The sequence below is a fragment of the Ruegeria sp. SAZD013 genome (assembly GCF_059612525.1).
Map to the genome: position 1 here is coordinate 53,077 of NZ_JBXWQT010000020.1, position 22,948 is coordinate 76,024.

At 59.8% G+C, this 22,948-nt stretch carries 24 protein-coding genes; 11 read left to right on the top strand and 13 right to left on the bottom strand.

The window, feature by feature from the left end:
* Window positions 1–83: 83 nt before the first annotated feature.
* From AC2FLU_RS06505 to glmM, 3 genes are read left to right on the top strand one after another with little or no spacing between them, the layout of a single operon-like run.
* The gene (locus AC2FLU_RS06505; RefSeq protein WP_480476542.1) at window positions 84–1,004 is read left to right on the top strand and encodes a dihydroneopterin aldolase; all 921 of its coding nucleotides are present in this window, start codon (window positions 84–86) and stop codon (window positions 1,002–1,004) included.
* Window positions 1,001–1,999, top strand: coding sequence for a dihydropteroate synthase (gene folP, locus AC2FLU_RS06510; protein ID WP_496811910.1), 999 nt, complete (start codon window positions 1,001–1,003; stop codon window positions 1,997–1,999). Before AC2FLU_RS06505 ends, folP begins: the two co-directional genes overlap by 4 nt.
* Before the next feature lie 33 nt (window positions 2,000–2,032).
* Window positions 2,033–3,376: a phosphoglucosamine mutase gene (glmM, locus tag AC2FLU_RS06515; protein ID WP_480554693.1), complete on the top strand. Its 1,344-nt coding sequence runs from the start codon at window positions 2,033–2,035 to the stop codon at window positions 3,374–3,376.
* On the opposite strand, the gene AC2FLU_RS06520 is transcribed toward glmM, so the two are convergent.
* Entirely contained in the window at window positions 3,373–4,275 is a 903-nt protein-coding gene (locus AC2FLU_RS06520; protein ID WP_480554694.1) for a DMT family transporter, read from the bottom strand. The two genes, glmM and AC2FLU_RS06520, sit on opposite strands and share 4 nt — an antisense overlap.
* Before the next feature lie 90 nt (window positions 4,276–4,365).
* On the opposite strand from AC2FLU_RS06520, the gene AC2FLU_RS06525 reads away from it, so the two are divergent.
* Entirely contained in the window at window positions 4,366–4,665 is a 300-nt protein-coding gene (locus tag AC2FLU_RS06525) for an ArsR/SmtB family transcription factor (protein WP_480493426.1), read from the top strand.
* Window positions 4,662–5,117: an SRPBCC domain-containing protein gene (locus AC2FLU_RS06530; protein ID WP_496811911.1), complete on the top strand. Its 456-nt coding sequence runs from the start codon at window positions 4,662–4,664 to the stop codon at window positions 5,115–5,117. Before AC2FLU_RS06525 ends, AC2FLU_RS06530 begins: the two co-directional genes overlap by 4 nt.
* Before the next feature lie 46 nt (window positions 5,118–5,163).
* Here the strand turns inward: AC2FLU_RS06530 and ilvC are convergent, their stop codons facing one another.
* Window positions 5,164–6,186 carry a ketol-acid reductoisomerase gene (gene ilvC, locus AC2FLU_RS06535; RefSeq protein ID WP_480476552.1) on the bottom strand — a complete coding sequence of 341 codons (1,023 nt, stop codon included), beginning with the start codon at window positions 6,184–6,186 and terminating at the stop codon, window positions 5,164–5,166.
* A 131-nt stretch (window positions 6,187–6,317) separates the two neighbouring features.
* Between ilvC and AC2FLU_RS06540 the strand changes: the two genes are divergently transcribed.
* Window positions 6,318–6,773: an Lrp/AsnC family transcriptional regulator gene (locus tag AC2FLU_RS06540; protein ID WP_480476554.1), complete on the top strand. Its 456-nt coding sequence runs from the start codon at window positions 6,318–6,320 to the stop codon at window positions 6,771–6,773.
* Window positions 6,770–7,228 carry an Lrp/AsnC family transcriptional regulator gene (locus tag AC2FLU_RS06545; RefSeq protein WP_209504239.1) on the top strand — a complete coding sequence of 153 codons (459 nt, stop codon included), beginning with the start codon at window positions 6,770–6,772 and terminating at the stop codon, window positions 7,226–7,228. Before AC2FLU_RS06540 ends, AC2FLU_RS06545 begins: the two co-directional genes overlap by 4 nt.
* Window positions 7,229–7,234: 6 nt before the next feature.
* Here the strand turns inward: AC2FLU_RS06545 and hutC are convergent, their stop codons facing one another.
* Window positions 7,235–7,936: a histidine utilization transcriptional repressor HutC gene (hutC, locus tag AC2FLU_RS06550; RefSeq protein ID WP_480493423.1), complete on the bottom strand. Its 702-nt coding sequence runs from the start codon at window positions 7,934–7,936 to the stop codon at window positions 7,235–7,237.
* 230 nt (window positions 7,937–8,166) lie between these two features.
* Here hutC and AC2FLU_RS06555 point away from each other — a divergent pair, with 230 nt between their 5' ends.
* Entirely contained in the window at window positions 8,167–9,294 is a 1,128-nt protein-coding gene (locus AC2FLU_RS06555; protein WP_496811912.1) for an aminotransferase class V-fold PLP-dependent enzyme, read from the top strand.
* A gap of 12 nt (window positions 9,295–9,306) precedes the next feature.
* Here the strand turns inward: AC2FLU_RS06555 and AC2FLU_RS06560 are convergent, their stop codons facing one another.
* The 3 genes from AC2FLU_RS06560 to AC2FLU_RS06570 form a co-directional block, all read right to left on the bottom strand.
* Window positions 9,307–10,503, bottom strand: coding sequence for a UbiH/UbiF family hydroxylase (locus AC2FLU_RS06560; RefSeq protein WP_496811913.1), 1,197 nt, complete (start codon window positions 10,501–10,503; stop codon window positions 9,307–9,309).
* A 74-nt stretch (window positions 10,504–10,577) separates the two neighbouring features.
* The gene (locus tag AC2FLU_RS06565) at window positions 10,578–10,826 is read right to left on the bottom strand and encodes a hypothetical protein (RefSeq protein WP_480516652.1); all 249 of its coding nucleotides are present in this window, start codon (window positions 10,824–10,826) and stop codon (window positions 10,578–10,580) included.
* Between the two features lie 87 nt (window positions 10,827–10,913).
* The gene (locus AC2FLU_RS06570; protein WP_480476564.1) at window positions 10,914–11,558 is read right to left on the bottom strand and encodes a pyrimidine 5'-nucleotidase; all 645 of its coding nucleotides are present in this window, start codon (window positions 11,556–11,558) and stop codon (window positions 10,914–10,916) included.
* A gap of 100 nt (window positions 11,559–11,658) precedes the next feature.
* Between AC2FLU_RS06570 and AC2FLU_RS06575 the strand changes: the two genes are divergently transcribed.
* Window positions 11,659–12,306 carry a GntR family transcriptional regulator gene (locus tag AC2FLU_RS06575; protein WP_267363400.1) on the top strand — a complete coding sequence of 216 codons (648 nt, stop codon included), beginning with the start codon at window positions 11,659–11,661 and terminating at the stop codon, window positions 12,304–12,306.
* A gap of 3 nt (window positions 12,307–12,309) precedes the next feature.
* Here the strand turns inward: AC2FLU_RS06575 and AC2FLU_RS06580 are convergent, their stop codons facing one another.
* Together AC2FLU_RS06580 and carA are read right to left on the bottom strand one after the other, a co-directional pair.
* Entirely contained in the window at window positions 12,310–14,187 is a 1,878-nt protein-coding gene (locus tag AC2FLU_RS06580; protein ID WP_496808596.1) for a glycosyltransferase, read from the bottom strand.
* An 81-nt stretch (window positions 14,188–14,268) separates the two neighbouring features.
* A complete protein-coding gene (gene carA, locus AC2FLU_RS06585; protein WP_496808595.1) occupies window positions 14,269–15,435 on the bottom strand; it encodes a glutamine-hydrolyzing carbamoyl-phosphate synthase small subunit in 1,167 nt (388 codons plus the stop codon).
* A gap of 183 nt (window positions 15,436–15,618) precedes the next feature.
* On the opposite strand from carA, the gene AC2FLU_RS06590 reads away from it, so the two are divergent.
* The gene (locus tag AC2FLU_RS06590; protein ID WP_480493418.1) at window positions 15,619–16,104 is read left to right on the top strand and encodes a GatB/YqeY domain-containing protein; all 486 of its coding nucleotides are present in this window, start codon (window positions 15,619–15,621) and stop codon (window positions 16,102–16,104) included.
* 21 nt (window positions 16,105–16,125) lie between these two features.
* Here the strand turns inward: AC2FLU_RS06590 and AC2FLU_RS06595 are convergent, their stop codons facing one another.
* The 4 genes from AC2FLU_RS06595 to AC2FLU_RS06610 form a co-directional block, all read right to left on the bottom strand.
* A complete protein-coding gene (locus AC2FLU_RS06595) occupies window positions 16,126–16,617 on the bottom strand; it encodes a DUF2244 domain-containing protein (RefSeq protein ID WP_209504230.1) in 492 nt (163 codons plus the stop codon).
* Window positions 16,618–16,661: 44 nt separating this feature from the next.
* Window positions 16,662–17,261, bottom strand: a complete 600-nt coding sequence (locus AC2FLU_RS06600; RefSeq protein ID WP_480516658.1) for a 2-hydroxychromene-2-carboxylate isomerase — start codon at window positions 17,259–17,261, stop codon at window positions 16,662–16,664.
* 122 nt (window positions 17,262–17,383) lie between these two features.
* The gene (gene ctaD / locus AC2FLU_RS06605; RefSeq protein WP_267366169.1) at window positions 17,384–19,042 is read right to left on the bottom strand and encodes a cytochrome c oxidase subunit I; all 1,659 of its coding nucleotides are present in this window, start codon (window positions 19,040–19,042) and stop codon (window positions 17,384–17,386) included.
* Between the two features lie 386 nt (window positions 19,043–19,428).
* Window positions 19,429–20,880: an amidase family protein gene (locus tag AC2FLU_RS06610; RefSeq protein WP_480554704.1), complete on the bottom strand. Its 1,452-nt coding sequence runs from the start codon at window positions 20,878–20,880 to the stop codon at window positions 19,429–19,431.
* A gap of 469 nt (window positions 20,881–21,349) precedes the next feature.
* On the opposite strand from AC2FLU_RS06610, the gene AC2FLU_RS06615 reads away from it, so the two are divergent.
* Entirely contained in the window at window positions 21,350–21,763 is a 414-nt protein-coding gene (locus AC2FLU_RS06615; RefSeq protein WP_496811914.1) for an HIT family protein, read from the top strand.
* 494 nt (window positions 21,764–22,257) lie between these two features.
* On the opposite strand, the gene lipB is transcribed toward AC2FLU_RS06615, so the two are convergent.
* Entirely contained in the window at window positions 22,258–22,914 is a 657-nt protein-coding gene (gene lipB, locus AC2FLU_RS06620) for a lipoyl(octanoyl) transferase LipB (protein ID WP_496811915.1), read from the bottom strand.
* Window positions 22,915–22,948: the final 34 nt, after the last annotated feature.

The following is a 22,948-nucleotide window of genomic DNA, read 5'->3' on the forward strand; positions in this document are numbered from 1 at the left end:
GGAATGGCGTTTGTTTGAATGTTATAGGCCCTTGCAACGCCTATAGAGGGCAAGCCCTGCAACAAGCCGAAAAGGCCGGACCCATGAGTTCTGAAATCCGACTGGCATTTGCGCACCCGACCGAACGGTCCGAGGCGACCTCGCCCCGAGGGCCGCTGGACCGCATTTCCCTGCGCGACCATATTGTCGAGGTTGAAATCGGTGCGTTTCAGGCCGAGCGGGGAACAACCCAGCGGATCTGTTTCAATATCGTGGTCGAAGTCCGGCCTCTGACCGACCCTATTGACGACGATGTGGATCGCATCCTGTCTTATGACCGGGTGACGGAATCCATTGCCTATGAACTCGCGGCCGAGCGTCTGAACCTGCTTGAAACCCTGGCCGAGCGTGTAGCCGAACGTATCTTGCATGAACCACAGGCTGTAAGGGTCTTTGTTCGCATCGAAAAACTGGATCGCGGCCCAGGCGCTCTCGGGGTCGAGATCGTGCGGGGGAAAGACTCGGTTCATCACGACGTGACCGAGGAAGATCGCCCGCATCCCCGTCTGGTCTACTTGTCGAATGACGCTATCGCGTCGGACAATCTGACCGGGTGGATCGACCAGTTGCAGAACCGACAGCGCCCGCTGATCCTGTGTGTGGGGGCGTCAGACCTGGCTGCGCCGCAAACCGGCCACGCAATGACACAGCGCCGGATTGACCTGCTGGCGATCGAGCAGAACGCGTGGGTTCTGGCCGCGCGCGATCACCGCTGCAAGGTGGTTTCAACCCGGACGGAACTGGACTGGGCCATGAAGAACGGCCAGATCTGTGTCTGGGCCCCGTCCAAGATCGTGCTGGACGCGGTGGATGGTCCGTCCGCCGCGCCCTCCGACGCCGTGGCTTTGGCTGCATGGTTTGCGGCGACCTTTGAAGCCAGCGAAATGATGGTCATCGGCGGCGAATTGCCGAAAACGCCCAAAACCCCCCTGCGGGCTGTGGCCGTGGATCAGGCCGAATTGTGAGCATCTATTTCAGACCGCTGGTTCAGCACGGCCAGACCCGGCCCGCTGGCGCGTATTCTTTGGCCGGTCAGCCCCTGTGGTTTACACATGTCGAAGCGCTTGGGCGCGATACCGCACCGCAGATCATGGCAGCATCGGATATTCCCGGTGGGGCGCTGGAGCGGTTGACCCGCCCGCGCGCACCCATCGCCGGGCTGGATATGCAGGTGCCGCACATCATGGGCATTCTCAACACCACGCCTGACAGTTTCTCGGACGGGGGTGTTCACAGTTCCGTCGAGGCCGCCCGCGATACCGCTGCAAGGATGGTGGCGCATGGGGCCACCATTCTGGATATTGGCGGGGAATCAACGCGCCCGGGCGCGGATTTCATTCCGGCAGATCAGGAAATTGCCCGCACCCGCCCGGTGATCGAGGCGATTCGCGCACAAACGGATGCCCTGATTTCAATCGACACCCGCAAAGCCGGCGTCGCCAAAGCGGCGTGTGCGGCGGGCGCGGGGCTGGTCAACGATGTCTCGGGGTTCACTTTCGATCCCGAATTGGCACCGTTTTGCGCCGACAAGGGCACACCGGTCTGCGTCATGCATATGCAGGGTGATCCAGCCACGATGCAGGAAAACCCCAGCTACGACAACGTGTTGCTGGATGTTTATGACTTCCTCGAAACCCAGATCGCTCTGCTGGAAAACTTGGGGCTTCGGCGCGACCTGATCATCGTCGATCCAGGTATCGGTTTCGGCAAGACCGAGGATCACAACCTGACCTTGCTGCGCAATCTCAGCCTGTTTCACGGGCTTGGCTGCCCGATCCTGCTGGGCGTGTCCCGCAAGGGCTTTATCGGAACAATTGGACGGGAGCCTGACAAGACTGCCCGCGCGCCGGGTTCAATTGCTGTGGCTTTGGCCGGATTGTCTCAGGGCGTGCAGATCATTCGCGTTCACGACGTCGCCGAGACCGCTCAGGCCTTGCGTCTATGGGCCGCTGTCCGGTAATCCGGTCTCACGGAAAATCACGGAGTGACACCAATGCGCAAGCTGTTCGGAACCGACGGGGTGCGGGGCACGGCCAACACGCATCCGATGACGGCGGAAATGGCGTTGCGCATCGGGGCTGCGGTGGGGCGCTATTTCCGGCGTGATGCGACCGGTGTGCACCGGGTCGTCATCGGCAAGGACACACGCCTGTCCGGCTATATGCTGGAAAACGCGCTGACCGCCGGTCTGACGTCAACGGGAATGAATGTGCTGTTGCTGGGGCCGGTTCCGACGCCTGCGGTGGGCCTGATGACGCGGTCGATGCGGGCCGATCTGGGTGTCATGATCTCGGCCAGCCACAACCCGGCAGAGGACAACGGCATCAAGTTCTTTGGCCCCGACGGTTATAAACTGTCCGATCAGGCCGAGATCGACATCGAAAAGCTGATCGACGAAGGTGTCCGGCCTGCTCAGGCCCAGAATATCGGACGGGCGCGTCGTGTTGATGACGCCCGGTTCAGATATGGCGAGCGTGTAAAATCCTCGCTGCCGCGCGATGTGCGTCTGGATGGTCTCAAGGTGGTGATCGACTGTGCCAATGGCGCCGCCCACCGCACCGCGCCCGAGGTTCTTTGGGAACTGGGTGCAGACGTGATCCCGATCGGGATTTCGCCCAATGGGAAGAACATCAACCTCAACTGCGGATCGACCAAGCCGCAACTGGCCGCCGAAACCGTCGTGGCGCATGGCGCTGACGTTGGTGTCTGTCTGGACGGCGACGCGGATCGGGTTGTTATCGTCGACGAGACCGGTCAGATCGCCGATGGCGATCAGCTTATGGCGCTGCTAGCGACGGCCTGGAAAAAATCCGGGCAGTTGAAAGGCGATGCCCTTGTGGCCACGGTGATGTCCAATCTGGGGCTCGAACGGCACCTCTCGTCACACGGCATGCGACTGGAACGCACGGCTGTCGGCGACCGCTATGTGGTCGAGCGCATGCGCGAAGGCGGCTTCAACCTGGGCGGTGAACAATCCGGTCATATCGTGATGAGCGATTATGCCACCACCGGTGACGGCCTGATGGCCGGCCTGCATTTCCTGGCCGAGATGGTTCTGTCTGGTCGCAAAGCCTCGGACCTGTCCAAGCAGTTCGAAACCGTGCCGCAGCTGTTGAAGAACGTCCGCTATGCCAACGGTCAAACTCCGCTTGAAGTTCAAAGCGTTAAAGCTGCCATTGCCGATGCCGAGGCGCGGCTGAACGGGCAGGGCCGGTTGCTGATCCGCAAATCCGGCACCGAGCCGCTGATCCGCGTTATGGCCGAATGCGAGGATGACGCGCTGCTGGTACAGGTCGTCGACAGTATCGTGGCCGAGGTCGAAGCCGCCGCAGGCTAGCGCCCGAACAGAACCCTGCGCAGGCTGAACCATTGGCTGATGGCCATGCCCGTCAAGATCAGGGCCAGGGCGACGTAGAACCGCAGGGGCAGGGCCTCGGACAGGATCCAGGCCCCGAACACCATCGACCAGATCGGCACCTGATAATTCACCAGCGTCAAAAACACCGATCCGGCGCTGCGGGTGATCGAAACCCGCAGCAAATTGGCGAAAGCTGTGGGGATCAGCCCAAGGACAATCAGGGCCAGCGATGGGCGGTTGCCCTGCCAAGTAGGGACACCTTCGACCAGCAGCATGATGGGCACCAGCAGAACAGCGCCGACCAGCAGGGTCAGCGCGGCCAGCGCCAGCGGCTCGACCGGCGGGCAGCGTCGTGTCAGAATCGATGTCGAGGCATAGCAGAGGGCGGCAGAGATACAGGCCAGCTGCGCCAGCGGCTCGGTCCCTTGACCCAGCTTTGCCAGACCGGGTCCGATCAGGACCAATGCGCCGGAAAACCCAAGGCATACGCCCAGAAACCGACGCAGGTTCAGCGGCTCATCGGAAAAGAAATGCGCCAGCGGCAGCACCATCAGCGGAATTGCGGCCATGGACAGCCCTGCAAAGGCCGAGGGTACATATTGCTGCCCCCAGCTGAGCAGCATGAAAGGCACCGCAGTCGACAACACGCCAATCAGCAGGATTGATGTTGTCAGCGCGGGTGTCAAAACCGGCATACGGCGCCCGGTGATCCGCATCAGGACAAGCAATGTCATCGCACCCAAAGTGGTGCGCGATGTCGCCACGGTAATCGGGCCATAGCCTTCCAAAGCCATCGCGACGACCATGAATGTGCCGCCCCAAATAAGCCCCAGCGTGAAAACGCCGCTCCAGTCCTGTTTCGTGGGTTGTTCAACCATTCCATCCCCTTATCCCGCGTGCGCGCCGGTGTCACGGGTCGATCTTGACTTTATGTTAGTTTCTACTTACCGTAAGCAATGACTTACGATATGACATTTTCAGCTTTGGGCGATGCGACCCGCAGGCAGGTGTTCGAAGCCGTTGCCAGCCAGCCTCAGGCAGTGGGCGAACTTGCGTCAAAGCTGCCGGTAAGCCGACCGGCCGTCTCACAACATCTCAAGGTGCTGTCTGATGCTGGGCTGGTGACATGCCACGCGAAAGGGACGCGCCGGATCTATGCGGTGCGCCCCGAGGGGCTGGCAGAGCTGCGCAGATGGCTCGACCGTTACTGGAGCGACGTGATGAACAGCTTTGCAGATGAGGTGAACAGAGCGGGAGAGAGGCCATGACAGACCCGATAGTCAAGACAATTGTCGTAAGTGCCTCTGCTGCGCGCGCTTTCGACATCTTCGTCAACCGCATCGGGACATGGTGGCCGCTGGACAGCCACGCGGTTTCCGCATCGCAGGCGCAACCGGCAAGGGACGTGGTTATTGAACCCCGGATCGGTGGCGCGGTCTATGAGGTCATGTTCGACGGAACCCGTGCCGACTGGGGTCAGGTGCTGGCAATTGATCCCGGCCAATCCGTGGCATTCACCTGGCATCCGGGCACCAGCAGGGAGTCTCCAACGCGCGTCGATGTGCGTTTTGAGGATTGCGGTTCGGGACAGGCCAAAGTCACCCTGATGCATTCCGGCTGGGACGTCTGGGCAGGGGAAGCGCCCGAAAAGCGCGGCGGCTACGATACGGGATGGGATTTCGTGCTGTGCGAATGCTTTGCCAAAGCGGTCTTAAAATGAAAAAGGGCGACCGCTTGGGCCGCCCTTTGCCTGACATCGGTCAGGTTTAGTTCTTTTCTTTGTCGACCATCTTGCCGGCCGAGATCCACGGCATCATGCCGCGCAGCTTGGCGCCGGTCTCTTCGATCATATGCTCGTCATTGGCGCGGCGCGACGCTTTGATGGTCGGCTGGCCAACGGCGTTTTCCAGCATGAAGTCACGGACGAATTTGCCCTGCTGGATGTCGTCCAGAACCGCTTTCATGCGGGCTTTGGTCTCGTCGTATTTCAGGATGCGCGGACCGGTGACATACTGGCCATACTCGGCCGTGTTCGAGATCGAGTAATCCATGTTGGCGATGCCGCCTTCATAGATCAGGTCAACGATCAGCTTCACTTCGTGCAGACATTCGAAATAGGCCATCTCGGGTGCGTAACCGGCCTCGACCAGAGTTTCAAAGCCGCAGCGGATCAGTTCGACCAGACCACCGCACAGAACGGCCTGTTCGCCGAACAGGTCGGTTTCACATTCTTCGCGGAAGTTGGTCTCGATGATGCCCGAACGGCCGCCACCGATGGCCGAGCAGTAGGACAGGCCGATTTCCAGCGCCTTGCCGGTTGCATCGTTGTGAACCGCGACCAGGCAGGGCACGCCGCCGCCTTTGGTGTATTCGCCACGCACGGTGTGACCGGGGCCTTTGGGGGCCATCATGATGACGTCAACGCCGTCCTTCGGCTCGATCAGGCCGAAATGGACGTTCAGGCCGTGGGCAAAGGCGATGGCCGCGCCCGGCTTGATGTTGTCATGAACGTATTTCTTGTAGGTTTCGGCCTGCAATTCGTCGGGCATGGTGAACATGATGACGTCGCACCAGGCAGCCGCTTCGGCAATGCCCATCACTTCCAGACCTTCTGCTTCGGCTTTCTTGGCCGAGGGCGAGCCTTCGCGCAGGGCGATGACCAGGTTCTTGGCGCCCGAGTCGCGCAGGTTCAGCGCGTGGGCGTGACCCTGGCTGCCATAGCCCAGGATAGCCACTTTCTTGTCTTTGATCAGGTTGATGTCGCAATCGCGATCGTAATAGACGCGCATTTTGCCGGTCCTTTCTGGTTTGGTTGGGGCGGTTCTACCTGCCGGGCGTCCGATTGGCGATAGGGTTGGGCTTGAGTATTTGTGAAAAAGATGAAGAATAATTCTTGGAAACGGAAAATACCGAAAAAATCATGCTTGACGATATCGACCGGCGCATTTTGCGCCATTTTCAGGCCAACCCAAGCCTGACCACCGCGGAACTTGCCGATCTGTGCCGGATCAGCGCTGGCGTCTGTTGGCGCAGGCTGGAAAAGATGCAGGCGGCCGGGATCATCGAAGGGCAGGAGGCGGTGATCGACTGGGCCGCAATGGGCTATGCTGTCGAAGTGTCGCTTCGGATCACCTTGGACAAGACACAGGCCCGCGCCTTTGACGAGTTTATGGAAGAGGCCCGCAACGTGGCCGAGGTGATCGAAATCCAGACCTTTCTGGGCCGGGTGGATGTCCGCCTGTCGGTCATAGCGCGGGATATGAAGCACTATCAGCAGCTTTATCGGGACCGGATCCTGACCCTGCCGCATATCGCCGATATCGAAGCGCTGATGCATATCGCGCGAGTCAAGCGGGACGAGGTGTTGCCGGTATGATCGAGTTGGACGAGATTGACCGCCGTCTGCTGCGTGCGCTGCAACAGGACGCCACCCAAAGCGCGGGTGCCCTGGGTCGGAGGTTCAATCTGTCTCAACCCGCCACCTGGCGGCGTATCCGCAGGTTGGAGGACGCCGGGATCATCAAGGGCCGAAGGTTGCGCCTGAATGCCGAGGCGCTCGGCTTTGGCGTGACCGTGTTTCTGGGGGTCAAGCTGGCGCGCAAGGGCCAGATCAGCCTTGAGGATTTCGAACGCGCCGTCAGCGCCATCCCTGAAGTTCAGACTGTCGAGCATGTTCTGGGTCTGTACGACTACCGTTTGCGCGTCGTGGCGCGGGACCTGTCCGATTTCGAACGCGTGTTGCGGCGCCGGATCATGACGCTGCCCGGCGCAGGCGATGTCGAAGCGAATGTTCTGCTGAGCGAGGAACGGCTGCCGGGACCGATTGGGTGACCTGCCTTAGTATCTGGTGCGGATGTAATATCCGGGATGATGGGTCAGGCGGGCAAACGTAATCGGTTTGTCTTCTTTCCATGTGGTGCGCTCCATCTGGATCATCGGCGCGCCCGCCGTGGTTCCCATGAATTCCGCCAGCCTTGCATCAGCGGAAATCGCGCAGAACGCAACCTCGGCATCGTTGAACGGAGCGGCATTCAACAGCCACTCATGCGGTCCTTGCTGGGTCAGGTCGGCCTTTTCCACATCGGGGACGGTTCCGATATTGATCCAGCGCTCTTCAAGCTGGAACGGGCGGTTGTCCGCGTAATGCATGCAAACGACATGCAGAACCCGCGTCTCGGCGGGGACATCAAGCTGAGAGGACAGCCAGCGGGGGCAGGCCTCGACAGTCCGTTCCACCAGCGCATAGCGATAGGCGGCATTCTGGCTTTCGACCATCTGTCGCGCCAGCGAGAATTCCAGCTTGGCGTGTTTGCTGGGTTCTTTCTTGACCCGCGTACCGCTTTTGCGCTTGCGTTCGATGAAACCCTGATCGGCCAGTTCCCTGAGGGCGCGGTTCACCGTCGCGCGGGCGCAATTGAATTCTTCCGCCAGTTGCGTTTCGGTCGGTAGCAAAGATCCCTGAGGCCACACGCGGCTTTCAATACGTCGTTTTACTTCATCTCGAACGGACTGGAAGTTAATACGCTTATGAATCGTCACAGGAAAAATATCCCTTCAAGTAAAAAGTGTGCGCATCTGTTCAGAAGCAAGCAGAAGTGTAAAGGGGAAGTGACACTGGTTGGCGTCATTTTCTTGTGTTCCCAGCGTCCTACAGCACCAAACAGGCCGATTTTACCCGCATTCCGTGGCGTCACTATTTGTCGCGAAATGGCTTTACTGGCCAAGGTAAAGAGACCAAGACTGCACTGACGATATTGAAAGGACGCCATATGCCTGCCTTGCTGAAAAACGTTGACCCGAACGGGCTCGAAGAATTCTCGGTCGTATTCACCGATCGCTCGCTGAACCATATGTCCCAAAAGTTTCAGGGGGTAATGCGCGACATCTCTGCCATGCTGAAAGAGGTGTACAAGGCAGACGGGGTGGCCGTCATTCCGGGCGGTGGCACCTATGCGATGGAAGCGGTCGCCCGGCAATTCGCGCGCGGGGCGGAAGTCCTTGTGGTTCGGAACGGGTGGTTTTCATACCGCTGGAGCCAGATCATCGAAAGCGGCGCCCTGACCAGCTCGACCACCGTGATGAAGGCGCGCGAGACCGGCAATACCAGCCCGTCCCCCTTTGCGCCCGCACCGATTGACGAGGTCGTCGCAACGATTCGCGAACAGAAACCCGGTGTTGTGTTCGCACCGCATGTTGAAACGGCGGCAGGTGTCATCCTGCCGGATGACTATGTGACCGCCCTGGCCAGCGCGGCGCATGAGGTGGGTGCGTTGATGGTACTGGATTGCATCGCATCCGGGTGTGCCTGGGTGGATATGAAAGCCACCGGCGTCGACGTCCTGATCTCGGCCCCGCAAAAGGGCTGGAGCGCATCGCCTTGTGCCGGTCTGGTCATGCTGTCCGAACGGGGCGAGGCGCGTCTGGAACAGACAAGCTCGGACAGTTTCGCCATCGACCTGAAAAAGTGGCGCCAGATCATGCAGGCCTATGAAAATGGCGGTCACGCCTATCACGCCACGATGCCCACCGATGCGCTGCTGGCTTTCCGCGACACCATGGCAGAAACCAGGGGATACGGGTTCGAAAAGCTGCGCAAGGCGCAATGGGCATTGGGCGACGGCGTGCGGGCGATGTTGAAGGAGTATGGCATTGTCTCGGTGGCGGCTGACGGTTTCGGCGCACCCGGCGTTGTGGTCAGCTACACCTCGGACCCCGAAATCAAGAACGGCAAGAAATTTGCCGCTCTGGGGATGCAGATTGCCGCCGGGGTGCCGCTGCAATGTGACGAACCCGAAGGCTTCAGCACCTTCCGTCTGGGCCTGTTCGGATTGGACAAGCTTTATGATGTAGACGCCACCATCGCGCGCCTGAAACGCGTGCTGGATCAGGTTCTGTAAACAGGCCGGGCCTTAGCGAACGCCAAGGCCCATCTGCATCAGCGTCTTGCGCACAGGCGGCAGGGAATACAGCGCGCTCAGCCCCATTGCGCGCGCATCCCGCAGCGGGCGCGCCTCGATCATCGAGGCGCGGTTCAGCAGGTCGATCCCTTTCACCCGCATCTCGATCTCGGTGTGGCGCGCCTTGTGATAGGCGTTCAGCATCTGCGCGTCGCCCAGACCTTCGGGCCGGGACTGCGCCAGATCCAGCAGACAGCGCAGATCGCCCAATGACATGTTCAGCCCCTGCGCGCCGATCGGGGGCACCACATGCGCGGCCTCGGCCATCAGGGCAATGCGCTCACCCGCCAGCCGTTCCGCGGACTGGCTGATGATCGACCAGATGGTCCGGCGCGATGCCAACTTCAAGGGGTCAAACAGGCCACAGGACCGTTCCGTCATCGCAGCCTCAAACGCTTCGGCATCAAGGGTCAAAAGGTCAACTGCCTTTGGGCCGCGTTCCATCCAGACAATGGCGGACGAGGGCTGCCCCTGCCAATCGGGCAGCGGAACCAATGTGAACGGCCCGCCAGACCTGTGTATCTCGGTCGAGACATTCTCGTGAGGAACAGGGTGCGTCACCGCGAACGCCAGCGCTTTCTGCCCATACCGCGTTGTATGCACATTGATACCGGCGGCCTCGCGCATGGGAGAGTTGCGCCCATCTGCGGCCAGCACCAGCTTGCAGCGGATGCGGCTGCCGTCGCTCAGGCCAACGCGGGCTTCGGCAGTGCGGGTGAACAGGCTGACGGTGCCGGTGCCGGGGCGGAAATCGACATTCGGCAGCTCTGCCAGCCGCGCGACCATTTCCCGGCGCAACAGCCAGTTGGGCAGGTTCCAGCCAAACGGTTGCTCGGAAATGTCAGCGGCGTTGAAATCGCGTACGACGCGGGGTTCGGGCACGTCCCCCCCGGCATCGACAATACGCATGATCTGCAAGGGGGCCGCATGGGCATCCAGCCGCGCCCACAGGCCGCATTGCTCCAGCAGGCCGCGCGCAGGTTGCAGAAAGGCGGTGGTGCGCAGGTCGGACCCGTCCACATCCCGTTCGGTGATCGGTGGCGCGGGATCTACGCACACCACGTCAAACCCGGCGGTTCCAAACGCCGCCGCTGCGGTCAGACCGGCGATTCCACCGCCGGAAATCAGGATGTCACAACTGTCAGTCATGGCGCCTCTCATCAGTTCGGGCAGACCCTAGTTCGGTTCCGCCCCCTGCGCCAAGTGACATCCTGTCCCGTATCTCAGCCGCGTGAGATCAGGATCAGGACCAGGAACATCACCGGCACCATCATCAGGGCAGGGATGTAAAGGCCGGGAAGGCCGAACACCATGGCGGAACAGCCCCACATGCTGAGGACCGCGCCGACGGTGTAATACAAGTCCTCCGCCTTGGCGTTGGCGGCGTCGCGGGCCAGCCACCCGAAAACCGGAACTGCAAAGAAAAGGCGCTGCCAAACCGGCAGGCGTCCGGGCATATCGATCGCGCTCATGGGGCTTCTCCGTTCTGTTCGTCGCTCCAGCGCATATAGGGCTGCGCATGCGGGTGCAGAACGTACGGATCGTCGCAGTGTGACAGGCTACCGCAGGCGGGCCAGAAATGCGGTCAGATCGTCCGTGTGATGGTGGATGTGATCGGCCTCATGCGGGTCCGGGGCGACATGAACCGTGCGCATTCCCATCTCATGCGGGGCGGCCAGATTACGCGGGTCGTCCTCGAACATCGCGGCCTTGTCAGCCTGAATGCCATCCTGTGCAAAGATGGCTTCAAAGGCGGCTTTCTCGGGCTTGGGCCGATACCCGGCATGTTCGACGCCATAGATTGCATCAAACAGCCCCGAAAGCCCGCGCGCCTGCAAGACCCGCTCGGCGTAGGGCGCGCTGCCATTGGTGTAGACGATGCGCCGTCCGGGCAGGGCGCGAATGTGATCGGCCAGCTCTGCATCCGGGTCCATATGGCTCATGTCCACCTGATGCACCGCGTGCAGATAGGGCTCGGGGTCCAGATCATGTTCGGCCATCAACCCGGCCAGCGTGGTGCCGTATTGGCGCCAGTATTGCCCGCGCAGCCTGTCGGCCTCGGCCCGGTCCACGCCGATGGCTTGCACCACATAATCCGTCATCAGAACTTCGATCTGATCGAACAGCTGCATATGCGGCGGATAGAGGGTGTTATCCAGATCGAACACCCATTGCGTGACATGACTGAAGGACGGTTTGACCATGGCTTTGGTTTAGGGCGCGGGCCGGGTGATTTCAATGCCGTACTTGATTGCTGCCCCCAGAGACGGATAGACATGTCCGAACGAGGAGACAGAATACCCCATGAGCCAGACCCGATCCCCCACCAAGGATGCCTATAGCCTGATACTCGAAGCCATTGATGTCGGCGTCTACAAGCCCGGCGATCGTCTGGTGGAAAGCGAGCTGGCAGAACGGTTCGGGGTGTCGCGCACCCCGATCCGCGAAGCGTTGCAACGCCTGGAAACCCAGTCTCTGCTGGAACGGGACGGTCGGTCACTGATCGTGGCGTCGCTGGACCACAACCAGATGGCCGAGCTTTATATCGTGCGCCGCGAACTGGAAGGGCTCGCCGCGCGGCTGGCTGCCAAACACGCCACCGAAGAAGAGATCAGGGTTCTTCAGGACATGGTCCTCGAAGATGACAAGCTGGTGGGCGATCCGATGGCGCTGTCACGTGCCAACCGGCGCTTTCACGAACAGATCCATCTGGCCTCGCACAACCGCTACCTTGTCCAGCAGCTTGATCTGGTGCACCGGACTATGGCCTTGATGGCAACCACGTCGCTGGCCGTGCAGGGGCGCGGAGAGATTGCCCAGAGCGAACATAAAGGCATCGTCGAAGCCATTGCCGCACGCGATGAAGAGGCGGCGGGGCGGGCGCTCAAGGATCATATCTCGATCGCGTTCATGACGCGCCTGAAACAGGACGCAAGTCGCCGCGACAAGTGATTATCAGGTCAGCGGCTCGTCTTCGCTGGCCTGTCCGTGCTGGGTCTTGTCCCAGAAAAACGGGTTGGTCGCCAATTCCCACAACGCCTTGTAACCGGCAACCACGCCTAGCGGGAAATACAGAAACATCGTCGGAACCCAAGGCAAAAGAAACCGCCGCTCGCGCGCGGATACGGCGATCAGGCCAACACCGATACTCAGTCCCTCTGCCATCAAAAACAGCCCGATCAGCGCGGTAGAGGTTGAATGCGGCACGATATCATCCATCGGATTGGCCAGCCCCAGGCTTGACAGCCAGAATACCCAGAGAACGGGCGCCAGCAGAAATTGCCCCAACGTGCCCAAAAAGAACGCCTGAAGGCCCAGAAATTTAGCGGCACCAAGGTCACGCCACAGTTTTCGCGGGCTGCGCATATGCACCAGATACGTGACCATGAACCCCTTGAGCCAGCGCGAGCGCTGTTTGACCCAGGGCCAGGCCCGGAAATTCGCCTCCTCATATGTTGTGGTATCCACCATTTCGGTCCGGTACCCGGCCCGGCACAGCCTTACGCCCAGATCAGCATCCTCGGTGACGTTATGGGCATCCCAGCCGCCCAGTTCCAACAGTTTGTCGCGACGGAAAAAGAACGTGGTGCCCCCAAGCGGCACCACCAGGCCCATGCGGGCGATCCCCGGCAGGATCACGCGGAACCAGCTGTTGTATTCGATGGTAAAGCAGCGCGACCGCCAGTTGCTGCGCGGGTTGTAGTAATCCAGAACCCCTTGCAGGCACACAACATCCGGCGCGGCCTGGGTGAAATGCGCCACCACGCGCTCAATCTGATCCGGTTGTGGGGCGTCTTCCGCGTCCCAGACGCCGACGAAGTCGCCCCGGCAGAAATCCAGCGCGTAATTCATGGCGCGCGGCTTGGTGGTCAGCCCGTTCAGCTCGGGCACCTCGACGATGCGCATCCAACTGGGCAGGCTCATCTGCGCAAGGGCATTGCGCGTCACGTCATCCTTTTCCTCAAGCACAAGGATGACATCCAGCAACGCCTTGGGATAGGTCAGCCGCTGTAGCCTGTGCACCAGAGCGTTTGCAATCTCGCGCTCCTTGTACAATGGCACCATGATCGACACGCAGGGCTGCCGCAATGTGATGGCAGCTTCGGTGTGGTCCGGCTGCGTTCTCAGACGATGCCAAAGATAAGCCAGCGTGCCAGCCGTCCGAAAGACGGCAAAAAGCACCAGAGTTCCCACAGCCATGCCCAGCATCGCCAGCAGGCCAAACGCCGGGAACAAGGCAAACAGCCCCAGCACACACAACAGGGCCACCGACGGCCCTACGCGCGACCTAAGGGTCCAGTTGCGGCAGCTTTGCGCGGGATCAACCCGCGTTTCCGCCGATCTGGCCAAAGACCCCGAGAATTGCCGCGCAATCGTGCGGTCGATCTGATCAGGGGCCGCCAGCACCGGGATCACGGCATAATCGCATTCGCGCATTTCGGCGGTCACGGTTGCGAACCGGTCGGGCCGGGCCGTGGCCACCAGAACAAGGGGGCCAATCCGCATCCAGGGGATGACATTGTGTTGCAGCCAGAAGTCGACCGGCATCAGCCCGCTCAGTTCCGGCATCGGCGGGACTTGTTCAAGATCTGCAATCTGCCAGCCGGATTGCGCGGACAGCGCGCTCAACACGTCCTGCCGGGTGGCATAGCCTTCGCCGACCAGTATCTCTCCCAGCGGAGCGTTCTGTCTGGTTTGCTGGCTTAGCGCATGGTCCAGCTGGGATCGGGTGATGGTTCCGGTTTCCAGCAGGCAGGTGCCCAGTGGTTTCCGATACCCGGGCGCAGGGATCGGTGCGGCGGACGTGAAATCCAGAAGATCAAGCTCAGCCATAACAAAACCCTGGCGCAGTTACCTGCGCTCAGGGTTGTTCGAACAAGGTTAACGCCCGGTTAACACTGCACAGACAAGCAGTTATGCCTGTATTTTTTTCTTCTCCATCGCCTCGGCGAAGCGCTCGAACAGATAGAAACTGTCCTGCGGTCCGGGCGATGCCTCGGGGTGGTGTTGCACCGAATAGACCGGCCGGTCAGCCATGCGGATACCGCAGTTCGAGCCGTCAAACAGCGACCGGTGAGTTTCCACGACGCCATCGGGCAGGGATTGCGCATCGACGGCAAAACCGTGGTTCATCGAGGTGATCTCGACCCTGCCGGTGTCCAGATCCTTGACCGGGTGGTTCGCGCCATGGTGGCCGTGGTTCATCTTGACCGTCTGACCTCCCAGCGCCAGCGCCAGCATCTGGTGTCCAAGGCAGATGCCGAACACAGGCAGGTCTGTCGTCTCCAGAATCTCTTTGATCATCGGTACGGCGTATTCGCCTGTTGCTGCCGGATCGCCGGGACCGTTCGACAGGAACACACCGTCGGGCTGATGTGCCAGCACGTCAGCTGCGGTCGCGGTTGCGGGTAGAACGGTAACATCACATCCAGCGGATGCGAGGCAGCGCAGGATGTTGCGCTTGGCGCCATAGTCAACGGCAACAACCTTGTGGGCAGGGGCCTTCTGACGCTGGTACCCATCCGGCCAGGCCCACCGCATCTCATCCCAGCGATAGCTTTGGGCGCAGGTGACTTCCTTGGCCAGGTCCATGCCCTCCAGCCCGGCAAAACCGCGCGCGGCAGCCACCAGCGCCCCAATGTCGAAATTTCCCTCGGGATCATGGGCCAGCGCCACATGCGGCGCACCTTGCTGGCGGATGGCCCGGGTCAGACGGCGGGTATCGACACCACCGATGGCGATGCGCCCCCGGCGGGCCAGCCAGCCCTTGAGCTCCTCGGTCGAGCGCCAGTTCGATGGCTCGGTCGGATCCCATTTCACAACCATGCCAGCGGCGACCGGATCACCGGTTTCGTCATCCTCGGGGTTCACGCCGACATTGCCGATATGAGGGAAGGTGAAGGTTACGATCTGCCCGGCATAAGACGGGTCGGTCATGATCTCCTGATATCCGGTCATCGCCGTGTTAAAGCACAGCTCAGCCACGGTTTGCCCGGTCGCGCCGAAGCCTGCGCCGTAAAACAGGGTTCCATCGGCCAAAGCCAGACATGCGGTGGGCTTGGACGGGGCATTCGGGGCCATGGCGCGACTCTCCTGTAGGGTAAATCGGCGCATACCTAAGGGGGTTGCGCGTCTGGGTCAAGTCTGTTCAATTTTTAGGCTATTGTTGTTTTTCAATGGGTTAACTGTATTCACCCCCGGTTGTGTCAGGCTTTTTGTTTCGATATGGTCGAGGTTCCTTTGTCATGGGGATGGACAAGCCAAATGGATATGCGATCACGGGTGAATGCAGCCCTGAAGCAAGCAATGAAAGACAAAGCAGCCGAGCGTCTGTCGACGCTGCGGTTGATCAACGCCGCCATCAAAGACCGCGACATCGCGGCACGTGCGTCCGACAATGAAGAAGCAAAGGGATGCAGCGACGCAGAGGTTCTTGAAATCCTTGGAAAAATGACCAAGCAGCGCAAGGAAAGCGCACGCGCCTACGAAGAGGGCGGTCGCCTGGATCTGGCCGAACGCGAGATTCGCGAAGTCGAGGTGATCGAGGAATTTCTACCCAAACAGCTGGATGACGATGAGGTCAGCAGGGCCATTCAAACCGCCATCACGGCAACCGGCGCGGGTTCGATCCGCGATATGGGCAAGGTGATGGGCGAGTTGAAGACGCGCTATACCGGCCGGATGGATTTCGGCAAGGTCGGCCCGATGGTCAAGGATCACCTGTGCGCAGCCTCAAACGGCGATTGCTGAGGCACTAGGCCCTGTGAATTGCTACTGCGCGACCGGCTCGCGCAGTCTTAGGACCAGCTCGTCATAAAGCGTGATCCGTTCATCTTCGGACAGAAACGCCCCGATTTCGACCTCGCGCCCGTCTCCGACAAGGGTGACATAATGCGGCACCGGGCCGCCTTTCTCGTGCATCGCCGGTCGCGCCCAATAGCGGTTGCAAGACCATTCGTGCTGCTCTTTGCCGGGGGTGTGGTGCACCAGCCGCGCATGTGTGCCCGACAGGGTCAGAACCTCGAAAACACTGCGGGCGCGGTAGTTGGTCTTGATGGCCAGCCACAGCCCCAGCACAGTGATCAGCAGAAACGGCAGCAGCCCCCACAGGATCACGGAACCAAGCGTGGCCAGCAATGGGATCAGGCCAAACAGGAACACCGACAATATCGTGATCATCGCCCCTCGCGGAGGCAGCGAGTTATGCGGCCAAAGCCGCAGTTCCTGTTCGGTTTCCGAGGTCTGATTCCACGTGTAGGGCATACCGCGAACATAGCGCAGCGCGGCCTCATGTCGACGGGTTTTGATCAGACGACGTGGCCGACCCGAGACCAGGATAGGGCGTCATCCAGACGATCGTCACCCCAGAACACCTCTTGCCGGACAACAAAGCTGGGGGCGCCGAAAACACCCAGTTTGACGGCGGTTTCCGTCTCGGCCTCAAGGGCCGCGACGATGTCGTCGCCTTGCGCGCGCGCCAGGGTCAGTCGGGGGTCCTGCTGACACCGCAAAAGCGCCTCGGACAGTGCACTTTCGCTACCGGCTTCCACCCCTTCTTCGAACCAGATGCGATAAAGCGTCTGGGTGAACGTCACGCCCCAGCCGTCCATCATTCCAAGCACCGCAACCTGATTGGCCAGCGGCAGATTGGAAATCGGATAGGGCGCGGGCAGGTTGGCGTGGATGTGGTACTTGGCACAGCGGCGTTCGATGTCGCGCCACATATAAGCCGATTTCACAGGCTTTCCGGCAAAAGGAATATTCTGCTGGGCCGACATCACCGTACGCACGTTGAACGGGCGCCAGTTCACCGTGGCGTCATGCTGGGCGCACCATTCGTCCAGACGCATCACGGTCAGGAAGCTGTACGTGCTGCCAATGGAATACCAAAAGTCGATCTCGGGCATTGCCGACCCTCCGACTGTTCCGTCCGCACATCATAGCTGATTTCGGGGCACTTGGCGAACGCGAGGTGAGGGCAAAGAAAAACCCCGCCACCTGGGCGGGGTTTCCTTTGATCAGATCGGGATCAGTGCGCGTGGCCCTTGTCCCAGTCTTCTTGCTTGGGTAGCTGCTCGAACGTGTGCTCGGGCGGCGGGGTGGGCAGGGTCCATTCCAGCGTATCCGCATACTCGTTCCAGTAGTTGGGCCGGGTCTCGCGTGCGCCACGCAGCAGGGCGTAGATCACGATGCCGAAGAACAGCAGGAACGAAGCGAACGAGATGAACGCACCAATCGACGAAACATAGTTCCACTGCGCGAACGCCTCGGGATAGTCGATGTAGCGGCGCGGCATGCCCTGACGACCCAGGAAGTGCTGCGGGAAGAAGGTCAGGTTGGCGCCGATGAAGAACATCCAGAAGTGAACCTTGCCCCAGAACTCGGAATATTGGCGACCGGTCATTTTCGCGAAGTAGAAATACATCCCCGCAAAGATCGCAAAGACGGCACCCAAGCTCATCACATAGTGGAAATGCGCAACCACATAGTAGGTGTCGTGATAGGCACGGTCCACGCCTGCCTGCGACAGAACCACACCGGTCACACCGCCAACGGTGAACAGGAACAGGAAGCCGAAGGCAAACAGCATCGGTGTCTTGAACTCGATGGAACCGCCCCACATGGTCGCGATCCACGAGAAGACCTTAACGCCCGTCGGAACCGCGATGACCATCGTGGCCAGCATGAAATAGGCCTGCTGACGCAGCGACATGCCGACGGTGTACATGTGGTGCGCCCACACGACAAAGCCCAGAACACCGATTGCGATAATCGCCCAGACCATCGGCAGATAGCCAAAGATCGGCTTGCGCGAGAAGGTCGCGATGACATGGCTGATGATGCCGAAACCGGGCAGGATCACGATATACACTTCCGGGTGGCCAAAGAACCACAGGATGTGCTGATACAGGATCGGATCGCCGCCACCGGCCGGATCAAAGAAGGTAAAGCCAAAGTTGCGGTCCATCAGCAACATGGTGATTGCGCCCGCCAGAACCGGCAGCGACAGCAGAATCAGCCACGAGGTGACGAAGATCGACCAGCTGAACAGCGGCACCTTGAACAGGGTCATGCCGGGGGCACGCATGTTCAGGAAGGTGGTGATCATGTTGATCGCGCCGAGGATCGAGGAGGCGCCCGATACGTGCACGGCAAAGATCGCAAGGTCCATGGACATGCCGCCCTCGGTCGTGGACAGCGGCGGGTACAGAACCCAGCCCACGCCCGAACCCATCTGATCGTTACCACCCGGGCTCAGCAGCGAGGCGACGCCCAGCGAGGTACCGGCGACATAAAGCCAGAAGGACAGGTTGTTCATCCGCGGGAACGCCATATCCGGCGCGCCGATCTGCAACGGCATGAAATAGTTGCCAAATCCGCCGAACAGGGCAGGGATGACAACAAAGAACATCATCAGAACACCGTGATAGGTGATCATCACGTTCCACAGATGCCCGTTGGGCGTACACGGGTCGGCCATGAAGCCTTCAAGGCACATGTACTGAACACCGGGGTGCATCAGCTCGAGCCGCATGTAAACGGTCATCAGAACCGAGATCAGACCGGCCAGAGCCGAAACGATCAGGTACAGAATCCCGATGTCCTTGTGGTTGGTCGACATGAACCAGCGCTGGAAAAAGCTGCGCTGGTCTTCATGGTCGTGACCATGAATGGCTGCGTCTGCCATTATAGGTGCCTCCTGTTGCAACTACACCGCGCAGCCGGACCTCTCCAACGCGCGGGATTCCTGCTGGTTTTAGAATGCGTAGGGGCGACCTTCAATGGCCGAGTTTGATCTGGATCAAGATAAATGGCCGCACCCCCCTTGAAAAGGAACGATCAAGAGGCTGGGATCTGAGCGTTCGGGGGGTGGCGATACAGCGGATCTGGTACCTGTCATCATGCCGCCCGCAATGGGACCGGCGCTCAAAGCCGACCGGAAAGGAGTGAACGCCTGCCGTCGGCCCACTCCGCAGGATCGAGGACAGGGAAGGGTAGCTTAAGAACACAAAGGGGTCGCTGCCTCCTTGGGCGTTCTCGATTTCAACGTACTTATTGCTATTGCATGGAGCTCTAGAGACTGGCCACCGACACAGGCGCCCAGTCGGCCCACCATGGTTTCGCCTGTTCGATTTCGTAGGCCAGTTCGAAAAGTGTGTCTTCGCGACCGGCGGGTGCAACGAAATGGCTGCCAATAGGCAGACCTTCACGGGTCAGGCCTGCGGGCACGGACATTCCTGGCAATCCAAGCGCGTTCTGAATCGGGGTGTAGGACGTGAACCTCGCAACACGCGCGAACATCTCCTCGAATGGGACACTTTCATCGAATAGCGTGCCAATCACCGGTGCTGTGCCCGGGGTAACCGGTGACAGAAACACATCAAACGCGGACAGCCATGCGCCATATCTGGTGCCCAGATCCAGCATATATGCGCTGGCTGCTTCCTGATCTTCATGAGTGAAGTTGCGCGCGAAGGCGGCCCAGTCGCGGACGAACGCGTCAAGCAGTCCCGTTTCCTCCGGCGGTCGGCCTGCCTTGGCCGTCGCCGCGTCGGCGAGGCCCACCATGCGGAACCCGAAGATCTGGTTGAAGCGAAGCTCGAACTCATCGTCCACCGGGCTTTGCGTTTCAATCACGCTATGACCAAGGTCTTCGCAGAGTTGCGCCATTTCTTCGATGACGCGCTGCACCTCGGGATCTGGCAGGTCGCCGTAATAATTGCGGAGGTCAAATCCGATTTTCAGCCGGTTGGTGGACGGGCCAGAAATCAACGGGATTGGTCTGTGCGGTGCATTCGGTGACCGGTCCTGCCCCAAGGCGAAAAGCACCGCGCTGTCTCGCACGGAGCGGCTGACGCAATTGTCGGCAGCATAGGTGGTCTGATCACTCGATCCCCACAACATACGGTGACGGCTTGGCTTCAATCCGAAGACACCACAACAGGATGCAGGAATACGGATGGACCCGCCGCCGTCGCTGGCATGGGCGAGCGGTACGATACCTGCCGCGACCGCAGCCGCGGACCCTCCGCTTGAGCCTCCGGAGGAGTGATCGAGGTTCCACGGGTTGCGGCACGGTCCGAGCAGTTGACCTTCCGTGACCGGAAGTGCTCCGACCTCTGGCATATTGCTCTTTCCGATCAGGTTCAGCCCGGCTGCCTCTTGGGCCAGTGCCAGCGGCGCGGACCTTGGTCGGTGATTGTCGCGATATACGCGCGAGCCATGGGTCGTGTATTGCCCTGCAATATCGAGGTTATCCTTCACCACAAACGGAACCCCGGCAAACGGTCCTTGCCGTCGCATGTCCACGGCCTTGTCTCTCGCCTCTTCGTACATCGGCGTTGTGATCGCATTGAGACTCTGATCAAGCGCCAAGGCGGCTTCGACGGCAGCGTCGCAAAGCTCTGATGGCGTTATGTCTCCGGACTTGACCAGTGCCGCAAGGCCGAGCCCGTCCGTAGTCAACAGAACTTGCCGAAATTCCGAAACCTGCGCCGCAGCTCGGTTGCCGGCTGTCGCGAACATGAGGCTCGCCGCTGTTGAGCCAAGAAAATCCCGTCTGGAAAGCATGTTCTTCTCCAAATTTTCACCCCGCCTAGAATATCAATCATGCAGAGGCGAAACCACTGTCTTGCCTAACGGTCAGCGGGCAGCAAACACCAACACTCGGGAACACTCAGTTGACCGCAAATACTCGCAATGCGAACCTTTGACTTGAGCTTGATGAAGTATTGAAGAACTTAACCAGTTTTCGTCTCATTAAGAAATGCGAAACCTGTACTCTGCTGCGTAGGCGGACATCACCTGTCGGGAACGTCCTGCATCTGTCTCGATCTATGCGATCTCAAGCCAAATCCAATTGTACAAAACGAACAACGGCCTCTGAAAACCCGGTACAATTTGTACATTTCCCCCTTCAATCCCCCGACTTGACCCCGCAGGGCGGGTGGACCACAACTCGGTCAAAAGCCCCTCAAGGAACGGATGGCCAACCATGGATTATGATCCCGACAACATCTTCGCCAAAATTCTGCGCGGCGAGATACCCTCGTCAAAAGTTTACGAAGACGCCGACACACTGGCCTTCATGGACATCATGCCGCGCGCTGATGGGCATTTGCTGGTGATCCCCAAAACGCCCTGCCGAAACGTGCTGGATGCCACGCCCGACCAACTGGCGGCGGTTATGAACACCGTTCAAAAGATGGCTCGTGCGGTGATGAAAGCCTTCGACGCAGAGGGTGTAACCATTCAGCAATTCAACGAAACCGCAGGCGGGCAGGAGGTTTTCCACCTGCATTTTCACGTCCTGCCGCGTCATGACGGGGTGTCGATGCGCCCACCCGGTAAGATGGGTGATTTCGACTTGATTGCCGAACATGCGGAAAGGATAAAAATCAATTTGTAATCAATATCTTCAGGTCTTTTTGTGAGATGACAATCTGGACAATTACCCGCATCCGCCCGTGCATGTCGCCGCGACCGGAGACAAGAAAACCCGAAACCCCTCCTTGGGACAGGCCATGTGGATCCATAGCTGGACAACGCAGAAATCGCCTGCCCCCGACCATTGCGGCTTGAGCACGGGTTTCAGCGTGAAGGGGGGAAATGAATTGCCGTTCCGATTTGGGGTCGGAACGGCAGACTCGTAACCAAACACTTCTCGGATTTCGAGGGCGAGCCCTTGATCACCGGTTTAACATACCACTCACTCTTGATTGGCAGTTTCATATTACTCGTTAACAACACCGGTGTATCCTAGAGAATTAAAACTTGCCTAAAGAATAACGTAAAACTGAATGGTTCTTGGTAAATTGCGACGTGTTTCGGAAACAGAGCCTTCCGCACATGCATATTGTTGTATCCAAGCGCAGCGGAAGCTGATTCTCTGCCAAGGCAGAATCAGAAATCAGAGGCACCAAACACGCCCGCGAAGGTTTTCTTCAAGGCCGCATCGAGATCATTCATGGTGACCGGAAGCCCCAGATCCACCAATGAAGTCACGCCATATTCGCTGATCCCGCAGGGAACAATGCCCGAGAAATGCTCCAGATCCGGTTCGACATTGATCGAAATACCGTGAAAGCTGACCCATTTGCGTAAACGCAGGCCAATTGCCGCGATCTTGTCCTCTGCCGGTTTGCCGGTCACCGTCAGCGGTTTGTCGTCGCGCCGCACCCAGACACCAACGCGCCCGTCGCGTATTTCGCCATGCACGTTGAATTCGGCAAGTGCCGATATCACCCAGTTTTCCAACTGCTTCACGAATTGGCGCACGTCGCGCCCGCGCTTGTTCAGATCCAGCATGACATAGGCCACACGCTGACCGGGGCCGTGATAGGTGTACTCGCCGCCCCGTTTGCTTGCATAAACCGGAAAGCGGTCAGGATCGGTCAGGTCTTCTACCTTAGCTGACGTGCCTGCCGTATAAAGCGGCGGGTGTTCCAGTAACCAGATGCACTCCTCCGCGTCGCCGCGTGCAATCCCGGCGACGCGTGCCTCCATAAAGGCGGTCGCTTCGTCATAACTGGTCAGACCATCGGTGATTTTCCATTCCATGGCGGCCTCATATCCGTCCGTAGCGGGCAGGGGA

Coding starts and splice junctions, on each gene's coding strand:
- AC2FLU_RS06570 (WP_480476564.1), bottom strand. CDS start 11,558: ATGGTCAAACCGTCCTTCAGTCATGTCACGCAATGGGTGTTCGATCTG.
- AC2FLU_RS06530 (WP_496811911.1), top strand. CDS start 4,662: ATGACAGACCCGATAGTCAAGACAATTGTCGTAAGTGCCTCTGCTGCG.
- AC2FLU_RS06580 (WP_496808596.1), bottom strand. CDS start 14,187: ATGGCTGAGCTTGATCTTCTGGATTTCACGTCCGCCGCACCGATCCCT.
- ctaD (WP_267366169.1), bottom strand. CDS start 19,042: ATGGCAGACGCAGCCATTCATGGTCACGACCATGAAGACCAGCGCAGC.
- AC2FLU_RS06575 (WP_267363400.1), top strand. CDS start 11,659: ATGAGCCAGACCCGATCCCCCACCAAGGATGCCTATAGCCTGATACTC.
- AC2FLU_RS06545 (WP_209504239.1), top strand. CDS start 6,770: ATGATCGAGTTGGACGAGATTGACCGCCGTCTGCTGCGTGCGCTGCAA.
- AC2FLU_RS06560 (WP_496811913.1), bottom strand. CDS start 10,503: ATGACTGACAGTTGTGACATCCTGATTTCCGGCGGTGGAATCGCCGGT.
- glmM (WP_480554693.1), top strand. CDS start 2,033: ATGCGCAAGCTGTTCGGAACCGACGGGGTGCGGGGCACGGCCAACACG.
- AC2FLU_RS06540 (WP_480476554.1), top strand. CDS start 6,318: ATGCTTGACGATATCGACCGGCGCATTTTGCGCCATTTTCAGGCCAAC.
- AC2FLU_RS06525 (WP_480493426.1), top strand. CDS start 4,366: ATGACATTTTCAGCTTTGGGCGATGCGACCCGCAGGCAGGTGTTCGAA.
- AC2FLU_RS06615 (WP_496811914.1), top strand. CDS start 21,350: ATGGATTATGATCCCGACAACATCTTCGCCAAAATTCTGCGCGGCGAG.
- AC2FLU_RS06590 (WP_480493418.1), top strand. CDS start 15,619: ATGGATATGCGATCACGGGTGAATGCAGCCCTGAAGCAAGCAATGAAA.
- ilvC (WP_480476552.1), bottom strand. CDS start 6,186: ATGCGCGTCTATTACGATCGCGATTGCGACATCAACCTGATCAAAGAC.
- AC2FLU_RS06505 (WP_480476542.1), top strand. CDS start 84: ATGAGTTCTGAAATCCGACTGGCATTTGCGCACCCGACCGAACGGTCC.
- AC2FLU_RS06565 (WP_480516652.1), bottom strand. CDS start 10,826: ATGAGCGCGATCGATATGCCCGGACGCCTGCCGGTTTGGCAGCGCCTT.
- AC2FLU_RS06520 (WP_480554694.1), bottom strand. CDS start 4,275: ATGGTTGAACAACCCACGAAACAGGACTGGAGCGGCGTTTTCACGCTG.
- AC2FLU_RS06555 (WP_496811912.1), top strand. CDS start 8,167: ATGCCTGCCTTGCTGAAAAACGTTGACCCGAACGGGCTCGAAGAATTC.
- AC2FLU_RS06595 (WP_209504230.1), bottom strand. CDS start 16,617: ATGCCCTACACGTGGAATCAGACCTCGGAAACCGAACAGGAACTGCGG.
- carA (WP_496808595.1), bottom strand. CDS start 15,435: ATGGCCCCGAATGCCCCGTCCAAGCCCACCGCATGTCTGGCTTTGGCC.
- lipB (WP_496811915.1), bottom strand. CDS start 22,914: ATGGAATGGAAAATCACCGATGGTCTGACCAGTTATGACGAAGCGACC.
- AC2FLU_RS06610 (WP_480554704.1), bottom strand. CDS start 20,880: ATGTTCGCGACAGCCGGCAACCGAGCTGCGGCGCAGGTTTCGGAATTT.
- AC2FLU_RS06600 (WP_480516658.1), bottom strand. CDS start 17,261: ATGCCCGAGATCGACTTTTGGTATTCCATTGGCAGCACGTACAGCTTC.